At 65.9% G+C, this 17,156-nt stretch carries 15 protein-coding genes; 8 read left to right on the top strand and 7 right to left on the bottom strand.

The features are described 5' to 3' along the window. Positions 1-13: 13 nt before the first annotated feature. Positions 14-1,117, bottom strand: a complete 1,104-nt coding sequence (locus ACFK0J_RS30455) for an amidohydrolase family protein (protein WP_378733150.1) — start codon at positions 1,115-1,117, stop codon at positions 14-16. A gap of 71 nt (positions 1,118-1,188) precedes the next feature. Between ACFK0J_RS30455 and ACFK0J_RS30450 the strand changes: the two genes are divergently transcribed. Continuing rightward, complete coding sequence (locus tag ACFK0J_RS30450; RefSeq protein WP_378733148.1) at positions 1,189-1,764, top strand: TetR/AcrR family transcriptional regulator; 576 nt, start codon at positions 1,189-1,191, stop codon at positions 1,762-1,764. On the opposite strand, the gene ACFK0J_RS30445 is transcribed toward ACFK0J_RS30450, so the two are convergent. The 3 genes from ACFK0J_RS30445 to ACFK0J_RS30435 form a co-directional block, all read right to left on the bottom strand. Beyond that, positions 1,761-2,354 carry a PadR family transcriptional regulator gene (locus tag ACFK0J_RS30445; protein WP_378733146.1) on the bottom strand — a complete coding sequence of 198 codons (594 nt, stop codon included), beginning with the start codon at positions 2,352-2,354 and terminating at the stop codon, positions 1,761-1,763. The genes ACFK0J_RS30450 and ACFK0J_RS30445 overlap by 4 nt on opposite strands. 18 nt (positions 2,355-2,372) lie before the next feature. Continuing rightward, a complete protein-coding gene (locus tag ACFK0J_RS30440) occupies positions 2,373-4,196 on the bottom strand; it encodes a 2Fe-2S iron-sulfur cluster-binding protein (protein ID WP_378733144.1) in 1,824 nt (607 codons plus the stop codon). Between the two features lie 120 nt (positions 4,197-4,316). Continuing rightward, a complete protein-coding gene (locus ACFK0J_RS30435) occupies positions 4,317-4,829 on the bottom strand; it encodes a DUF664 domain-containing protein (RefSeq protein WP_378733142.1) in 513 nt (170 codons plus the stop codon). 636 nt (positions 4,830-5,465) lie between these two features. Here ACFK0J_RS30435 and ACFK0J_RS30430 point away from each other — a divergent pair. Next, complete coding sequence (locus tag ACFK0J_RS30430) at positions 5,466-6,626, top strand: lipase family protein (protein WP_378733140.1); 1,161 nt, start codon at positions 5,466-5,468, stop codon at positions 6,624-6,626. Between the two features lie 174 nt (positions 6,627-6,800). Here the strand turns inward: ACFK0J_RS30430 and ACFK0J_RS30425 are convergent, their stop codons facing one another. Further along, entirely contained in the window at positions 6,801-7,592 is a 792-nt protein-coding gene (locus tag ACFK0J_RS30425) for a class I SAM-dependent methyltransferase (protein ID WP_378733138.1), read from the bottom strand. Positions 7,593-7,716: 124 nt separating this feature from the next. On the opposite strand from ACFK0J_RS30425, the gene ACFK0J_RS30420 reads away from it, so the two are divergent. Beyond that, on the top strand, positions 7,717-8,703 hold the full coding sequence (locus tag ACFK0J_RS30420; RefSeq protein ID WP_218470886.1) for a diiron oxygenase: 987 nt from the start codon (positions 7,717-7,719) through the stop codon (positions 8,701-8,703). A 19-nt stretch (positions 8,704-8,722) separates the two neighbouring features. Here ACFK0J_RS30420 and ACFK0J_RS30415 read toward each other — a convergent pair whose 3' ends face one another. Then, positions 8,723-10,027: a class I SAM-dependent methyltransferase gene (locus ACFK0J_RS30415; protein ID WP_378733136.1), complete on the bottom strand. Its 1,305-nt coding sequence runs from the start codon at positions 10,025-10,027 to the stop codon at positions 8,723-8,725. 130 nt (positions 10,028-10,157) lie between these two features. Here ACFK0J_RS30415 and ACFK0J_RS30410 point away from each other — a divergent pair, with 130 nt between their 5' ends. The 5 genes from ACFK0J_RS30410 (at position 10,158) to ACFK0J_RS30390 (ending at position 14,803) form a co-directional block, all read left to right on the top strand. Continuing rightward, on the top strand, positions 10,158-10,385 hold the full coding sequence (locus ACFK0J_RS30410; protein WP_378733134.1) for a hypothetical protein: 228 nt from the start codon (positions 10,158-10,160) through the stop codon (positions 10,383-10,385). Positions 10,386-10,434: 49 nt separating this feature from the next. Then, positions 10,435-11,457 (top strand): winged helix-turn-helix domain-containing protein, encoded by a 1,023-nt coding sequence (locus ACFK0J_RS30405; protein WP_378733132.1) that lies wholly within the window; start codon positions 10,435-10,437, stop codon positions 11,455-11,457. Positions 11,458-11,523: 66 nt separating this feature from the next. Then, complete coding sequence (locus ACFK0J_RS30400) at positions 11,524-12,447, top strand: DMT family transporter (RefSeq protein ID WP_378733130.1); 924 nt, start codon at positions 11,524-11,526, stop codon at positions 12,445-12,447. Between the two features lie 627 nt (positions 12,448-13,074). Beyond that, positions 13,075-13,716, top strand: a complete 642-nt coding sequence (locus tag ACFK0J_RS30395; protein WP_378733129.1) for a vancomycin high temperature exclusion protein — start codon at positions 13,075-13,077, stop codon at positions 13,714-13,716. Positions 13,717-14,122: 406 nt separating this feature from the next. After that, positions 14,123-14,803 (top strand): hypothetical protein, encoded by a 681-nt coding sequence (locus ACFK0J_RS30390; protein ID WP_378733127.1) that lies wholly within the window; start codon positions 14,123-14,125, stop codon positions 14,801-14,803. Positions 14,804-16,129: 1,326 nt separating this feature from the next. On the opposite strand, the gene ACFK0J_RS30385 is transcribed toward ACFK0J_RS30390, so the two are convergent. Beyond that, on the bottom strand, positions 16,130-16,855 hold the full coding sequence (locus ACFK0J_RS30385; RefSeq protein ID WP_378733125.1) for an LppP/LprE family lipoprotein: 726 nt from the start codon (positions 16,853-16,855) through the stop codon (positions 16,130-16,132). Positions 16,856-17,156: the final 301 nt, after the last annotated feature.

Here is a 17,156-nt window from a genome sequence, read left to right as displayed (position 1 = left end):
AGGTCACGGAGAGTCACAGCGCCAGTCGGTATGTCCGGCGGGCGGTTTCCGAGAACATCGACGTCAGTTCGGTGTGCGAGGCGCCGGACGCGAGTCGTTTGAAGGTGTTCCACAGCGTCGCGTACCCGGTCCCCATCTTCTCCACGGGAAAGTTGCTTTCGAACATGCATCGCTGTGGACCGAAGGCGTCGATGCAGGTGTCGAACCACGGACGCCACCGGGCGGCAAGCTCTTCCGAGGTGGGCGGTGCGGACGCGGTGCGGTAGTCATAGGCGGCGGCGGTGGCCAGGATGCCGCCGAGCTTGCAGACCACGTTCGGCCGCCGCGCCACTTCCCGGATGCCGCGTTCCCAGGTGGCGAAGTGCTCGTCCCGGTCGACGGCGTAGGGGCCGAAGCCCAGGGGTGCGCCGCAGTGGTTGAGCACCAGCCGCAGGTCGGGAATCGCATCGGCCAGCTCGGCGGCGTCGGCGAGTTGAGGGAACAGGATCCACAGATCGAGTGTCAGATCGCGGTCCGCGACCACCCGCGCGCAGTCCCGAACGGCGGGTTCGGCGAGCATATGCGGGCGAGCACCGGGATGCCCGAGCTTTATCTCCGCGCTCGCGTCCCAGCTCGCCGCGTACCGCAGGCCGCGGAAGCGACCCCGACCCGCGGTGATGTGGTGCTCGATGACGTTGTCGACGATGTCGGGCCCGAGGTCGAAGTCGGCGCGTCCGATGATCCCGGCGGCCACCCTGGTCGGGCCGCCCGCCGCGTCGCCGGCCGCCGCCAAGGTCGCGATGCACTCGGTCTCGCCGACCGGCCGCAGTTCCGTGGGCCCGTCGGCGCGGTAGGCCGACATGCACTCGGCGTGGACGGTCCCGATCACGTGGTGGCCGCTGCCCGTGTCGGCGGCGAATTCCTCCAGCAGATAACGGAATCCAGGGTGGTACCAGAGGTGATGATGCGGGTCGACGATGGGCAATTCGGGCAACAGGATGTTTTCGGGCGCCTGTTGTGCCAGCCAGCTCTCGTCCGGCGGAAAGATCCGGCCGAACTCGGTCGGGCGCGTGGTGCGGGAAACCGGAGCCTTGGTGATGGAGGTCTGCCCTTGGTCACACTCGCTAGCTGATTTCACAAGTATATACGCTAAACTACCTAGGATCACTAGGCAAATGACTTAGGCTTTAGGCACATGAGGAGAACGGCATGGCACGCGCGAGGATGACTGGCGAAAGCTTGATCCAAGCGGCGGCGGAGCTGGCCGACGAGGTCGGCTTCGACAACGTGACCGTCTCGGCGCTGGCCCGGCGACTCGGCGTCAAGGACGCCAGCCTGTACTCACGCTTCGAGAACGCGCGGGACCTGCGGGTGCGGGTGGCGGTGCTGGCACTGGCGGAGCTCGCTGACAATGTCGCCGACGCGCTGGCGGGTCGGGCGGGCAAGGACGCGTTGGTGGCCTTCGCCAATGCCTATCGGGACTATGCGAAAAAGCACCCGGGCCGGTACGCCGCGACCCAACTCGACCTGGATCCGGAGACGGCGGCCGCCAGCGCGGCACGCCGCCACGCGGAGATGACCCGGGCGATCCTGCGCGGCTACGACCTGTCCGAGCCCGACCAAACCGATGCGATTCGCCTACTGCACGGCACCTTCTTCGGATACGTGAGCCTGGAAACCGCGGGCCGCTATCACAGCCATCCCCGCGATGTGGAGGACTCCTGGGCCAGGGCCTTGGACGCCCTCGACACCGTCCTCAGGAACTGGCCCCCGGCCGCGGCCTAAGGGGAGTGCAGTTGCTGCCAGAACTGACCGAGGGCCGACGGGTTCTGCTGGATCAGGTCGCGGAAGCGCTCGATGAATCGTTGTTCGGCCTCGATCAATTCGAGCCGGTAGTGGTATTCGATGAGGAACAGCGGGTCGACGTCGTCGGCCGCGCGAATGATGGAGCGTTGCTGTTCGGCTCGCTCGGCGAGGGCGAGTTGTCGCTGGGCCAGTAGCCCGGGCACTTCCGCCGGCGGCAGCACCACGATCAACGACAGGGCCGCCTCGAATTGCCGGTGTTCGGTGCTCGGCACCGACACCATCTCGCGCATCCGCTCCAGCAGTCGGGACTTACCTGACTCGGTGGGGCGGTAGACGGTGCGCTCGGGGCGTTGGCCGGCGCGTTCGGTGTGCTGCGCTTCGAGATAACCGGCCCGGGTCAATTGGTCGACCACCATATAGAGCGAAGCGTGCTTGTACTCGATGCTGCGATCGGCGTTGCGCTCTTTGAGCAGCTTGCCGAGCTCGTAGGGGTGCATCGGCCGTTCGATCAGATACGCGAGTACGACGAGGGCGAGCGGATTGTGCAGCGGGTCCCGTCGAGCGGCCACGGGACCCTCCCTCCACTCCTATACGTCGAGCACGATGCGCGCGCCGCGGGCGCGAGACACGCAGGGGTAGATGATATCGACGCGATCGCGCTCACCGGCTTGCAGGACGTCGTCGCGGTGTTCGGGAGTTCCGGCCAGCACCCGGGTGGCGCAGCTCCCGCACACACCGTCCTCACAAGACCGGTCCACCGTGGGGTCGATGTCCTGGATGACTGACAGCAGGGTGCGGTTGGCCGGCACGCGGACCCGTACACCCGAGCGTCGCAGCTCGGCTTCGAACGGGGTATTCGGGTTTTCGGCGGCGCGGTTGCTCGCGGCGAAGCGCTCGGTGTGCAGTGTTCCGTGCGGGCACTGTGCCATCGCGGATTCCATTGCGGTGAGTAGTTCTTCGGGGCCGCAGCAGTACACCGCGACGCCTTCGGGGGCGTTGCGGAGCAGGTCGTCCAGGTCCGGTCGGGGATGGGTGTCGGCGGGCAGCAGCGTGACGCGGTCCGGGTACTGGTGCGTGAGTGCGTCGGCGAATGCCATCGTCGGCAGTGATCGCCCGCGGTAGATCAACCGCCAGTCCGCGCCCGCTTCGGATAGCCGGTGGATCATCGGCAGGAAAGGCGTGATACCGATTCCGCCTGCGACGAACAGGTATGTGGCGGCCTCGACGAGGGGAAAGTTGTTGCGCGGGCCGCGAATACCGAGGTGCGTGCCTGTCGGCAAGCCGTGGATCTCGGTCGAGCCGCCGCGCCCGTCCGGTTCGCGCAGCACGGCTACCCGATAGGTGCCGGTCTCGGCCGGGTCGCCGTACAGCGAGTACTGGCGCACCCGGCCGGACGGCAGCACCAGGTCGATGTGCGCGCCGGGCCGCCAACTCGGCAATGGCCGGTCGCCAGTGGCTTGCAGGGTCAGTGCCACCGTGCCGTCGGCGATGGTGCGCGTATCGGCGATCACCGCCTGGATCTGCTGGTCGCGGCGACCGCCCTGGCGGAGTCGGCGGCCACGCCTGGTCTTGCCGCCTGGCTTGTACAGCGAGAGCAGCACCGCCGCAACGAGACTGAGGGTCGAACCGCCGAAGCCCCAGCAGGCCACCTCGGCGGCGGAACCGAGTTGCGCGGTGGTGCCGCCGATTTCGGCCAGGTGCTCGGCCTCCGCCGCCGCGCGCTCGAGTGCGTCGTGCAGAAAGCCGAACGCCACGAACAGGATTCCCACCGCGATGGCGAGTTTGATAGCTACCCAGTAGTACCGGATCAGACCCCAACTCGTGGTCATGCCGAGGGCGAGGCCGGTGAGGATCGTGGCGAAATTCGCCCACGGCAGCAGGGTGATGTCGAAGGTCGCCATCAGCTCATAGCTCACCCGGCTGGTCTCGATGTCGCTGGTGGTCATCGCGACCACCGACATGGCCGCGACGGTGAGGGCGATACCGACCCAGCACGCCGAGGCGACGACGTGCGCGGCGACGAGCGCCTTGCGTGGCCTCGGCCGCAGTTGCCCGGCGAGGAGTGCGAGGATCGGCACGGTCAACCAGGTCGCGAACATCGCGGTCAGGTCCCCGACGACAAATGCTTGCAGCACGGTCGACGTGACCAGCAGCCAGCCGAGGGTGAGCAGTACCGAGCGCGGCGTGGTTGGTCGTGCGGTGATCAGCACCGCGAGGCCGCCGCTGAGGGCGGCGAGCAGGTACCACATCGGGACGCGCAGCGTCGGCAAAGCGGCGGGAAAGACCGGCGGCAGCACGGCGGCGGCGACGGCCAGGAACATGAAGCCGCACAACATGATTCGGGTACTGCGCGGCGGTTCTGGACCGCGGGCGGGGGGCGTCTTCGGACGGGTGGGGGCCTGAACTGTCATGGGGCGTCTCCGCAAACTCAATTAGTCGATATCGACTAATTGAGTATGTAGACCGGTTTCCCCGCTGCCATCAGGGATCACCCTGATTCGGTACCCCGACGTCCAACCGGTGGGGCGGGTTTATCTGCGGCGCAACAAGACTCCACGGATGAAGGCGGCCTGACCGGCATGCTGGATGTCGTCGTCGACGACGCTGATCAGCCGGACACCGAGGGTGACCGGGGGATCCCAGCGGGTGTCCACGACGCGGGGGAGGTCGGCGTCGGTGAGTCCGGAGACGTAGTCGACCGTCCGTGCGTGCACGGCATCGTGATAGCCGAGGAGTAGATCCGCCGAGACCGCACCGAGCTCGGCTACGTCGTCGGGATTGTCGCCGTAGCCGGTGGCCGCGTCGTCGAACGGCAAGCCGAAGCGTTCGGCCCAGCCCGCCGCCGTCCAGACCTGCTCGCTACCCGCGACGTCGGCGATGTGGTCGTCCTGCACCCGGGTCAGATGCCAGACCAGCCAGGCAATGGAATTGGCGCCCGGGTCGAGCCGGGCCGCGAGCTCGTCGCGGGTCAGGCCGGACACCGCTGCGTGGACGTTCTCTCGAACTCGGCCGAAGGCATCGACCAACAAATCAGCGCTAGTCATGATCGGGTCCAATCGTCTGGGAGCAGTTCATTATTCCCGCATCCGGTGGGCCGTGACGCAGCGGGTGGGGGCTGCCGGGGTGGTCGTGACCCACGCGCGGTGAATTCCGCCGGAGCACCTCGTTAGGGGCGCGTGAATTTTTCGCGTCGGTACGCGCACGGATAGACCGGTGCGGTCGTCACCATTACTCTGACCGAACGACAGCAACGAGATGGACAACTTAGGGGTACGCCAGATTCGGACAATTACCGCTGACTTGGGAAGCCTTTTTCAGGAAAACTACAGACAAATTAAGTTGGCCTACACAGCGCCGATGGATTCATTGTTGCTATGGGAAACTGCCTGGTCATCGGCACTGATACCAGCGTGGTCGTAACAACTTGCGCACAGCGTTCTCGATATAAGAACCGCATGTAACCTACGACACTTTCGTACCGCTTCGACTATCTCTTGCGGCGGGTTAGGGTCTTTTGGCGTGTCGCGCGCGCGAAATCAGTTCACCGGATCACCTGACAATTCTTGCGATGCAGCGGAGGTATCACACCAGTGGGTAGACGACTATTTCGGCCGGTCGGCGGCGGTAGGAAATTCAGGCCGATCCTCGCGGTGCTGGGCGCGCTGACGATCAGCGCTGTCATGGCTTCCGCCGGGACGGTCACCGCGCACGCCCAGCCGATCTATCCGAATCCGGACCCGGACCCGTTCTACGCCGCACCGGCGGATATCGCCAGCAAGGCGCCCGGGGACGTGCTCGAGACCCGTCCGATGCCGCCGCTGTTCTTCTTTCCCACCGCAACGGTCACCCTGATCAAGTTCCGCTCGACCAACTCCCAGGGCAAGCCGATCGCGGCCACCACCACGGTGGTGACCCCGCGCGGTCACCGGCCGGACGCGCCGCTGCTGTCCTTTCAGCACATCATCAACGGGCTCGGCACCCAGTGCGCGATCTCGCACTCGCTCTACGCCAACGACCCGAACTTCATCGTCCCGTTCGCGCCGGTGTTGAACGTCGCGCTGCTGCGTGGGTGGACCGTTACCCTGCCGGATCACCTCGGCCCGACGAGTGCTTACGGCGCAGCGAAACTGGGTGGCCAGATCACCCTCGACGGAGTCCGCGCCGCGCAGCGACTGCCGCAGCTCGCGGTCGGCAAGAGCCCGGTCGCGCTGGCCGGTTACTCCGGTGGCGGCATGGCGACCGCCTGGGCCGCCGCGCTCGCGCCGAAGTACGCGCCCGAGCTGAACATCGTCGGCGCCGCCGAGGGTGGCACCCCGATGAACTTGACGACGATGGGCTGGGCCATCGGGCACAACCAGCACCCGGCGTTCGGCCTCGGCATGGCGGCCGTGCTCGGGATGGAGCGCGAATACCCCGACCGGCTGCCGATCAGCAGCGCGTTGAACGAGAAGGGGCTCGCGGCCGCCAGGTCGATCGCCAACAGCTGCACCAACGAACTGCTCGCGAAAGGTGTCGGTCACAGCCTGCCGGAATACGCGAAAGACCTTGTCCTCGCCCATGATCCGAAAGCCTGGTCGGTGGCGGACGAGAACAGCGTGGAACTCTACGACGGTGTGCCCGACGCGCCGATCTTCGAGTGGCATTCCCCGCAGGACAACGTCATTCCGCTGGATGCGATCACGAACACCGTCCGCCGTTACTGCCGCGCGGGCGTGCCGGTGGAGTCCGAACTCTTCCCCAGCCCCGACCACCTGACCGCGGCCGTACTCGGCTTTCCGTCGATGATCAACTGGCTCGACGGCCGATTCGACGGCAGGCCCGCCCCGAGCAATTGCGCCTAACGGGCTGTCCCTGAGGAACATCGGCACCAGACCGACGAGCTAGCTTCCCCATACAGTCCCGGCGAGGCCGATCGGCGCAATCAATGCGCCGATCGGCCTCGCCGAGTACATGGGCTGATCCCGCAGCAGGATCGCCAAGGTATCGCAGGCCGGTGGGCCGCCTTCGTTGGTGGCTTACCAGTCGTAGTAAGACGCAACCGCGGGTTGCCCGGTGTAACCAGGTCCATCGGTGTCGTCGGCTCCGCGATAGATCGCCGAGAAATGCAGTGGTCGCGGTCCGTGGGCCGATACGCGACGGTGGCGGCGGTCGTAGGTCAGCCCGGCAGCGCGGAGTCCCGCCAGAACCTTGCGTGCCGCCGAGGAACCGTCGAAGTGTCGGATCAAGTCCGGGTCGAAGTGGGCAACGAACGATCCGCCGGGCGCTGTCCACTGCGCCATCGCGGATAACAGGGCTAATTTGTCGCCGATGTAGTGCAGCCCGTGCACGCAGGTGACCAGGTCAGCGGTGTGATTGGGTCGCCAATCGTGTGCACTCGCCGCGATCAGCCGCAAACGCGGGGTGCGTGGGGTCGCGAGAAAGTAGTCGATCAGGTCGATTCCGAGCAGCGAGCAGTCGGCTGTGGGGAATTCCCGTGCGAACAGTTCCTCGGCTTCCAGCAGTGCGCGGCCCGAACCGCAGCACATGTCGATCCAGCTGATCGAAGCACCCGCATCGCTGCGCAACCTATCGACCAGCCGCTGGTAGGGGTCGAACCCGAGGTCCCGCGCATAACTGTTCACTCCGGACAGTCCCCGCCCCCGATTCATCGCATTGTTCGCCACCACTGATGACCGCTCCAGCGCACGGTCATCGAGAAGGCGAACGAATTCTCCTGTCACCACCCCATTCTCGGCTACCGCCAGGTTCAACGGGACATGGTGGCGGCATTCGCCGAGAGCCGTCCGCCACCATGTCCCGTTGATCATGAACAGGTCCTGGCCAGGTGGGCGGGGGGAGTGGGCTGATGATCTCTGGTCTGGAAATGTGTGAGACAGAGTGTTACCGTTAACTGGTGTCACATTAACCTCGACTGGATAAGAGGTAGACGTCATGGCAACACAGTCGGCAACGGCGCCGTCTCGGACCGCGTACGCGGCGATCCTGACGACGCTCTCCGAAGGCTCGGTGAACAAGCACTTCGATCCGTACACCGAGATCGACTGGGAGTCCCCCGAGTGGGCGGTGATACCGAACGATCCCCGCTGGATTCTTCCGGCCTCGACCGATCCGCTCGGCGCTCATCCTTGGTACCTGGCGCTCCCCGAAGAGCGCAAGATCGAGATCGGGATGTGGCGGCAGGCCAACATCGCGAAGGTGGGTCTGCAGTTCGAGGAACTGCTGATCGGCGGCGTGATGAACTACCTGTTCGCCGTGGTGCCCAACGGATCCGGCGAATTCCGGTACCTCAACCACGAGGTCGCCGAAGAAATCAACCACACCCTGATGTTCCAGGAGATGGTGAACCGCATCGGCGCGGATGTGCCCGGCATGGGCCGGATCATGAAACTGCTCGGACCGCTGGTGCCGCTGCTCGGCCGATTCTTCCCGACGACCTTCTTCGTCGCGGTCCTCGCGGGCGAGGAGCCCATCGACCACGTGCAGAAGCAGGTGTTGCGCGCGGGTGAGGACGTGCACCCGATCATGCGCGACGTGATGCGGATCCACATCGCCGAGGAAGCGCGGCACATCGCCTTCGCGCACGAATACCTGCGCCACCGGGTGCCCAAGCTGGGGCGGGTGCAGCGCGGCACACTGTCACTGGCTTACCCCATCATCATGTTCATCGCCTGCGACTTGATCGTGAAGCCACCTCGTTCGCTGTTCCGGGAGTTCGACATCCCGCGTGGCATCCGCCGAGAACTGTTCTGGCGCAGCCCCGAAGCCCGGGCTCGGCGACGCGACTTCTTCGGTGAGGCCAGAATGCTCGCGGCGGACATCGGTTTGCTGAACCCGGCCGCGAAGCTGGCATGGCGGATCCTGCGGATCGACGGCAACCCGGCCCGCTACCGCGGCGAACCCGTACGCACCCATTCCTGAGTTCGGGAGACCCCGGCGCTCACCCCCAGGCGCGCCGGGTTCCCGGCATGCCGGTGCGTCCCTGCGCATCCGGTACCACTCCGAGCACTTGGTGTAGCCCGAGGCCGCCGTCCTCGAAACCCAGAGCCGAGGCGGCCATGTAGAGCCGCCAGATTCGGGCACGTCCTTCGCTGGCGAACGAAACCGCTTGATCCCAAGCGTTTTCCAGGTTGGCGACCCAGGCGCGCAGGGTCAGGGCGTAATGCTCGCGCAGCGCCTCGACGTCGCGGACCTCGAACCCGGCGCGTTCCATCGCCAGCACGACTTCGCCCACGTCGACCAGCTCACCGTCCGGGAAGACGTAGCGGCCGACGAACGAGCGATTGCGCATGATCGAACCGCCCGGCGAGGAGATCGCGTGGTTGAGCAGGCGGCCCTCGGGGCGCAGCAGCGCGCGCAGGGTGTCGAAGTACTCGGCGGCCCGCTTGGTGCCGACATGCTCGAACATGCCGATCGATGAGATGGCGTCGAATTCCTCGCCGCGCAGGTCCCGATAGTCGGCAAGCCTGATCTCGACCCGTCCGGACAGTCCCGCGTCGGCGATTCGCTTGCGCGCGAGTTCGACCTGAGCACTACTGATTGTCACACCGACCACCTGCACGCCATAGGTCGAGGCCGCGTGCATCGCCATCGAGCCCCAGCCGCAGCCGACATCCAGCAGCCGCATCCCCGGCTTCAAGCCGAGCTTGAGGCAGATCAGATCGTGCTTGGCGCGCTGCGCGTCTTCGAGCGAAATGCTGTCGTTCGCACCGTGGCAACCGTCGTCGTCTTCGGCGATGAACCGCGCGCACGAATACGTCATGCTCGGCCCGAGCACCAGCCGGTAGAAGTCGTTGCCCACGTCGTAGTGATGACTGATCGCCGCCGCGTCCCGGCGTTTGGTGTGCAGTGGGCCGCGCCGGGGCCGCGCCTCCTCGGGCGGTGGTGCCGGTCGGCGGCCGAGCGCGCCGAGTTGGCGGGCGGCAGCGAGGGCCTTCCATGCGGCGTCGAGGCCCAAGTTGGCATCGCGGGGCGCCGTCGACTGAAGTGATCGAAGGAGCGTGAAGATGTCACCGTGGAGGTCGACCGCGCCGGAGACGAAGGCGCGCCCGAGTCCCAGTTCGCCTGGCGCCCAGACCAAATGGCGCAACGCGTCCTTCGACCGCACGCGCATCGTGCCCGCGCGGGCACCTTCGGGTTCGATCGCGCTGCCGTCCCAGAACTCGAACCGCACCGGCGAATGGGACCCGAGCGCTACCCGCGCCAATGGTTCGAACGCGGCCGCGACCGTCGTCATATTGCCCATATGACCACTATGGCCCGCAGCACCCGCCGAGAACGGTAGCGACTTGGTTGTTTCGGCCTGAACCGAATCATGGTGCGTCCGCGACCCGCCGCTTCTTAGGCTGCTGAGCAGTGACGATGAGGAGTTCAGAATGGTGAAGGACATAGCGATGCCGGGCGGCGGCGGCGTCGTGACCGCGGTGGCACGCATGGCCGACAGTGTGGTGGCGGAATGGAAGCGGGGCAGGCGGCGGTTGCACCGGAAGTGGCCGCACCGGGTCGAGTGGATAGCGAAGGAGTCGCTGATCCGCCCGAACGCCGACGATATGTTGGAGCGGCTGGATCCGCTCAGCGCTGTGCGGTGGCGAGGTTCTCGGTGAGCGCGGGTACGGTGACGCGGTACCGAGTCGGAACGATGCGGGGCAGTACATGAAGCGGATCTTTTGCACGCCTGACGATTTGATGCGCATCCGGGTCGGGGCGCCGCTCGGCGCCATCGGCGAAACCATGTTGGCCACCCGGGTCGTGCAGCGCAGGAACGTTGCCGGGTTCGCAGGTTGGCGCAGTCAGGTGCGCCGCGCGATGCCCGCCGACTTCGGTGTGCTCGCCGATATTCTGCCCGCCGACGATTCGTTCCTCGATCTGATCACCGCCACCCGCGGCGCCCGGACCATGGCCGCGGGTATCGAGGCGTTGCATCTGGCTTCCCGCGACGAGCTCCGGCTCGAAGTGGAGTGCGTGATTCGCCGCCGGGCCGGAAAAGGGCAGCAGCCGCTGCCCGCGTGGACGGCGGAATTGTCCGACCGGGACGGTACGGCGCGCCGCACTGTCGCGGCGGCCGCGGAGTCGTTCCACTCGGTGGCGTTCGCCGGTCGCTGGGCGCATATCCAGTCCTATCTCGAAGTGGCCGCCGAACGGATGGCACGAACAATCGCCACCGAAGGCGTCGAACGGCTGTTCGCCGGACTGCACCCCTACGTGCGCTGGCGGGCGCCGGTGCTCGAGGTCCACCGCCAGACCAACTGCCACGACGAGCATCTCGACGGCCGCGGGTTGGTCATCATTCCGTCCATGTTCGCCTGGCCCGAACCGATCACGCTGCATTCCGTGGTGGACCAGGACGCGCCGATGACGGTGATCGTCCCGGTGCTGCGCGACATCGCCGACTTCGCGGCCGTCTGGGGACCGCGTGAGACCAACGAGGCGTTGACCGCCCTGCTCGGCCGGACCCGAGCAGCCGCCCTGCAGGTGATCTCGGAAGGTTGCAGCACCACCGAACTGGCTCGGCAACTGGGCGTTTCCCCCGCGACGGCAAGCGAGCACGCGTCGATCCTGCGCGAGGCCGGGCTCATCGACAGCTGGCGGCACCGCAACGCCATGCGCCACGAGGTGACGACCCTCGGCGCCGCCCTGCTGGACGGCAACTTGGGCAGCAGCGCCCGCATCGCCTGACTCGCTCACCAGCGCGGCGTCCGAAAACCGCACGAGTTCGCGCGGTCGGCAATTTACGGTTCGATGATGAGGAAACTCGTCCCGTCGAACGACCGGTGGGCCGTCGCCGCGGCCGCTGTCACCGTGGTGCTGTGGGCTTCGGCGTACGTATTCATTCGTGCTGCGGGACAAGACTTCTCGCCTGGCGCGTTGGCGCTGGGCCGACTGCTGACGGGGTCTGTCGCACTGGTGGCGATCGTGGCTGTGCGGGGAGAGGGTCTGCCCGTTCGGGGTGCGTGGCCGGGAATCTTCGTGTCCGGTGTGCTGTGGTTCGGTGTCTACATGGTGGCTTTGAACTGGGGTGAGCAGTATGTCGATGCGGGGACCGCGGCACTGGTGGTCAATGTCGGCCCCGTCCTGATCGCGGTGCTGAGCGGATGGTTTCTCCGCGAAGGGTTTCCGGCACGGCTGATGGTCGGCATCGCGGTGTCGTTCGCTGGAGCTGTCGTGGTCGGCATGTCGAACTCGGGCGGTGGCGGCGCAGCGGTCCTCGGAGTGCTGCTGTGCCTGACCGCCGCCACCGCATGGGCCGTCGCGGTGATCGCACAGAAGCCCGCGCTCAGCCGTGCGTCGGCGCTACAGGTCACCGCGGGCGGTTGCGTTGTCGGAACGATCGCCTGCCTTCCCTTTGCCGGGCAGCTGTACACCGAGGTGGCAGTCGCGCCGATGTCCTCGACCTCGAGCGTGCTGTATTTGGGTGTCTTCCCAACCGCTTTGGCATTCACCACCTGGGCATACGCACTCGGCCGGACCACCGCGGGCAAGATGGGTGTCACGGTTTACGCGGTGCCCGCTTTCGTGGTGCTGATGTCGTGGATCGCGCTTCGAGAAGTGCCTCGGCCGCTGGCGGTGGTGGGTGGATTGCTGTGCCTGGGCGGTGTCGCAATCACCCGGTCTCGGCGTGGCATTACGGAACAGGCAGTGGCGCAACGGATGTCAGCTACGAAGTAGGCGGCGGTTCCCGGGAGAGCACGATGGTCCCTGGTCGGTACGGCATCTGTGGTGGGCGCGCCAGCCGAATTCGAGGTCCCCGTTGGCGGGTACGCATCTGTGGTGACGAGTGCCGCGTGGTCGGCGGCGCGGGATCTGTGGTGCAGTGGGTAGCGGGATTTGGTCCGACCGGTCAGGTGAACAGATAGTGGCACAACGGCTTTCGGGTTGGTCGGCGGCCCGAATCCGCGCTGCACTCAGCGCACGGCGATCTGCGACGACACGCTCCGGTACAGCACACGCCCGCATGTGACACCGTGGTCGCCTCGTTGGCGCAGACCTGCACGACGAGCGGGGACGATCGTCCCTGGGTCGGTTTAGCATCTGCGGTGACCAGTGTGCCGTGAGAATCGGTCCAGGCATTCGCCTGCGTTCGCCTGAGGCGGCAGTGACACAACGGATGTCGCCGACCGAGCAATTGGCGGTTCGCGAGGGGGCGCGATTCCTGGTCGGTGCGGGAGCTGTGGTGACCAGTGTGTCGTCCGAATCGATCCAGGCGGTCACCTACGATTGTCGCGGCTGACGACCCCGGTGCCGCGACGCCGATAGTCGGGCAGGTGAATTCGGGACCAACTGGAAGAGGTGGCCTTGGCAGACGATCGGGAGCGACCGCCCGCGAAGGCGGGGCAGCGACGCTGGCCGCGCAGGTTGCTCGGAGTGAGTATTGCCGTGGTCACGGGGCTGGCGCTGGTCGTGGTCGGGGCGAATATCCGGCTGTGGATGCTGTCGTCCGGGCACCGATTCGGCCCCGACACCGCGCCGACGGTTCCGGTGGTGATCGTGCCGGGGGCGATGGTCGCCACGGACGGCACACCGATGGCATATCTACGTGGCCGCCTGGATGTCGCGATCGAGCTGGTGCAATCGGGAAAGGCCAGCGAGATCCTGGTATCCGGTCACGCGGCGGGCACCTCCGGCGACGAGATCGCCTCGATGACAAACTATCTCACCGCCCACGGCATCGATCCGGCCCGCGTGCGCTCCGACGGCGAGGGTCTTTCCACCCGCGCAACCTGCGAACGCGCCAAACACTTGTTCGGCATAAACCGCGCCATCATCGTCACCCAATACCAGCACGTCCCCCGAGCCGTAGCCCTGTGCCGCGCCGAAGGAATCGACGCCGACGGAGTAACCGCCTACTGCGACTGCCGCCGAACAACCCTCATACGCAACAACCTCCGAGAATGGCTAGCCGCCCCCAAAGCCCTAACCGCCATCCTCCGCCACTAACCCGCCGTCGGTGCACCGCGTACCGTCGGCGCACCGTGCACTCTTCGCGCACCGTGCACTCTTCGCGCACCGTGCACTCTTCGTCCACCGTGCACTCTTCGTCCACCGCGCACCCTTGGCGCATCGCACAGCCTTGGCGCATCGCACAGCCTTGGCGCATCGCACAGCCTTGGCGCACCGCACAGCCTTGGCGCACCGCGCACCCTTCGCGCACCGCACACCCTTCGCGCACCGCGCACCCCATGCCCTGGGACTACCACCCCCTCTCGGGATCCGCACCCAGGCTGGGCGCTCACTCTGGGCGCAGATCCCGAGAACCGAAGCAGCGATGCCGACAGCGCCCCATTTCATAATCAAACGGGACCTGCTGGTGGGCCTACTCGCACGATCCCGCAGCCATGTCCCGATGATCACGGTCGCCCTGTGTGCGACCGGATCGCTGATGATCGAGTGGGACCTGGTGGTGGACCTACTCGAACGATGCCACCGTCATGTCCCGTTGATCATGGTGGCCCTGTGTGCGACCGGATCGCTGATGAGCGAATGGGACGTGGTGGTGGGCTTACTCGCACGATGTCTCCGTCATGTCCCGTTGATCATGGCTCGGCTACGTACGACCGGATCGCTGATGATCGAACGGGACCTGGTGGTGGACCTACTCGCACGATGCCACCGTCATGCCCCGTTGATCATGGCTCGGCTACATACGACCGGGTCGCTGATGATCGAACGGGACCTGGTGGTGGACCTACTCGCACGATGCCACCGTCATGTCCCGTTGATCATGGCTCGGCTACATACGACCGGGTCGCTGATGATCGAACGGGACGTGGTGGTGGGCCTACTCGCACGATGCCGCCGTCATGTCCCGTTGATCATGGCTCGGCTACATACGACCGGGTCGCTGATGATCGAACGGGACGTGGTGGTGGGCCTACTCGCACGATGCCGCCGTCATGTCCCGTTGATCATGGCTCGGCTACATACGACCGGATCGCTGATGATCGAACGGGACGTGGTGGTGGGCCTACTCGCACGATGCCGCCGTCATGTCCCGTTGATCATGGTTGCCTGGGGTGGGCCGTAGCGTTGATGGTCGAACGGGACGTGGTGGTGGGCCTACTCGCACGATGCCGCCGTCATGTCCCGTTGATCATGGCTCGGCTACGTACGACCGGGTCGCTGATGATCGAACGGGACGTGGTGGTGGACCTACTCGCACGATCCCACCGTCATGTCCCGTTGATCATGAATCCCCACCCTCCCACCCTTCCTGACCGCCGAAAATGACGCTCGAAAACAGCACCACAGCCAGTCGACCACGCTGGAACCGACTTCATGTCCCCAAGCCGCGGAAGAGAAAGCCGGGAACCCCACCTCACGCGCCCAGCATTAATCCGGGCATTCCGAGGAGGGTTGCCAACCGTTGGGCAGTACACCCGAGGAAGTCTCTGAGCACTCAACTCTGGGCGGTACCCCTGCGCCACGTCTTTTCGGGCCGCGCACGAAATAGCTAGCGAACTCGTGCGCGCGAGGCGAACATGTGCGCGGGAGGTGGAAATGCGCGGGAGGCGAACATGTGCGCGAGGTGGAGATGTGCGCTGTCCTGGGTGAGTTCACCAGAGACGCCCCGTAAAGGTTTGCCTACCAAGGGTGTTACTGGGCAGTGCTGGGCGCGTCGTGTGCCGTACCCGGCTTTCTTTAACAGTTGAGAGCGTGGGGTGGAGGCTCCAGCGTGGTCATCTGGCTGTGGTCTCGTCTCGGGAGCTCCAGGAAAAGGCGAAGGTGCTCAAGTGGCGGTTCTAGGTGTGGTTCGGAGCCGTTGTTGAGCTCTCTCGGTGGATCGCACAGGGATTCGCGGGTACTCACAGCGCTTCCGTACGGTTCACAGCGGTTAGAGGCTCTGTGAACGGTGTGCATGCTCTGTGAGATCAGGATGGGTGGGGTGCGAGGGTGTGAAGGGGGTGGCCGCGCGGTTGGTCGGGCGTAGTGAGCCTCGGGTGTCGGACCTCGGTGCCGCGCTCATGCTCAACGGGACCTGGTGGTGGGCTTACTCGCATAATGCCGCTGTGACGTCCCGTTGATCACGTTGGCGCATGTGTGAGGTGCCCTGTTCATGATCATGGGGACATGGTGGTGGGCTTACTCGCATAATGCCGCCGTGACGTCCCGTTGATCATGTTGGCGCATGTGTGAGGTGGCCCGTTCATGATCATGGGGACATGGTGGTGGGCTTACTCGCATAATGCCGCCGTGACGTCCCGTTGATCATGTTGGCGCACGTGTGAGGCGCCCCGTTCATGATCAAAGGGACATGGTGGCGGTCGCAGTCGCGCGATGCCGCCACCATGTCCCGTTGATCATGGCTGGTTTACGTGCCTGGTCGCTGGCGGGCGGGTGGGCACGGGATGGGTTAGTTGTCCGGGGGGAATTGGCCTTCGGCTTGGACGGTGGTGCCGTTCAGGGTGAAGGTCACCCAGTTGGGGCCGCCTGAGGGGCAGCAGAGGGCGTCTTGGGGGGTGACCCAGCGGTATTCCAGGGCGACCCGGTTCTTGGCGCTCTGGTCGTGCACCGTGGTGTAGCCGTAGGGCTTGGAGGTCGCGGTGCCCAGGTAGGTGCCGTTGGTGAAGAAGAGGACGTGGTAGGCGGGGTGACTGCCGCGCCAATCGACCAGCATCCAGGACAAGACTCCGTCACACCCGGCACTGATCGGGTCGGTGCTGGCCTCCTCGATGACCCACGGGTAGCCCTCCTTGTTCGGCGCCAACCGGGCTACCGCGGAGCGGGCGAGTTCGGAATTCAGGTCGAAGCACAAGCCCTTTCCGCTGCCGTACGGGCCTTGGCCGGCGGCCGGTGGCGGGGCAGGTGCGGGTTCCTGCTGGTCGACCGGCACGGTCGCGGGCGGCGGCGCGTTGGTGAACTCCGGTGGGTTCGGTTGCGCGGTAGGCGGGTTCGCCGGCTGACCGGCATCGCCCGGCTGGGCGGGCGCCGGCGCGTTGGTGATCGCGCTGGGGGAGGTGGGAACCGCCGACGGGATCGGCGTTCTGGTGGCTTGCGGTGTCGAGCTCGAGTCGCAGGCGGTCGCGCCGAAGACGACGCTCGCGGCCAGCACGACAAAAGCTGATGACTTGACGTTCATGGAACCCCCGGATCGGTGATGGGTATGTAGTTGTTCGGTACTGCGGTGTCCTGGCAACTGCTCCGGTTTCCCGAAGCACGAACGCGGTCCTCCGCTCCGCGACCGTGCGTAGACACACGGAAATCGGCTGAATTGCCGGGCTTGTTACTTAGTTTCACGAGCAATCGAGCACACCAAAAATAGTGCCCCCACCGTCGGGGGCACCGACACCGGAACGCGAATCGCCGCCATTGCCGAGTGTCGTGTTGATCAGGTGACTCCGCCTGAGGAAGATGCTGATCGCCGCGCACTACCGGTGACC

Source organism: Nocardia brasiliensis (genome assembly GCF_042691675.1).
Taxonomy (GTDB): Bacteria; Actinomycetota; Actinomycetes; order Mycobacteriales; family Mycobacteriaceae; genus Nocardia; species Nocardia brasiliensis_D.
The sequence above is the reverse complement of the archived record's forward strand: the minus strand, read 5'-3'. Positions and strand labels throughout refer to the sequence as shown.

Excerpts from the sequence above, each read along its gene's own strand:
- ACFK0J_RS30430 (WP_378733140.1), top strand. The coding sequence starts at position 5,466 with ATGGCTTCCGCCGGGACGGTCACCGCGCACGCCCAGCCGATCTATCCG.
- ACFK0J_RS30385 (WP_378733125.1), bottom strand. The coding sequence starts at position 16,855 with ATGAACGTCAAGTCATCAGCTTTTGTCGTGCTGGCCGCGAGCGTCGTC.
- ACFK0J_RS30450 (WP_378733148.1), top strand. The coding sequence starts at position 1,189 with ATGGCACGCGCGAGGATGACTGGCGAAAGCTTGATCCAAGCGGCGGCG.
- ACFK0J_RS30435 (WP_378733142.1), bottom strand. The coding sequence starts at position 4,829 with ATGACTAGCGCTGATTTGTTGGTCGATGCCTTCGGCCGAGTTCGAGAG.
- ACFK0J_RS30390 (WP_378733127.1), top strand. The coding sequence starts at position 14,123 with ATGATCACGGTCGCCCTGTGTGCGACCGGATCGCTGATGATCGAGTGG.
- ACFK0J_RS30440 (WP_378733144.1), bottom strand. The coding sequence starts at position 4,196 with ATGACAGTTCAGGCCCCCACCCGTCCGAAGACGCCCCCCGCCCGCGGT.
- ACFK0J_RS30405 (WP_378733132.1), top strand. The coding sequence starts at position 10,435 with ATGAAGCGGATCTTTTGCACGCCTGACGATTTGATGCGCATCCGGGTC.
- ACFK0J_RS30415 (WP_378733136.1), bottom strand. The coding sequence starts at position 10,027 with ATGGGCAATATGACGACGGTCGCGGCCGCGTTCGAACCATTGGCGCGG.
- ACFK0J_RS30420 (WP_218470886.1), top strand. The coding sequence starts at position 7,717 with ATGGCAACACAGTCGGCAACGGCGCCGTCTCGGACCGCGTACGCGGCG.
- ACFK0J_RS30400 (WP_378733130.1), top strand. The coding sequence starts at position 11,524 with ATGAGGAAACTCGTCCCGTCGAACGACCGGTGGGCCGTCGCCGCGGCC.
- ACFK0J_RS30425 (WP_378733138.1), bottom strand. The coding sequence starts at position 7,592 with ATGATCAACGGGACATGGTGGCGGACGGCTCTCGGCGAATGCCGCCAC.
- ACFK0J_RS30410 (WP_378733134.1), top strand. The coding sequence starts at position 10,158 with ATGGTGAAGGACATAGCGATGCCGGGCGGCGGCGGCGTCGTGACCGCG.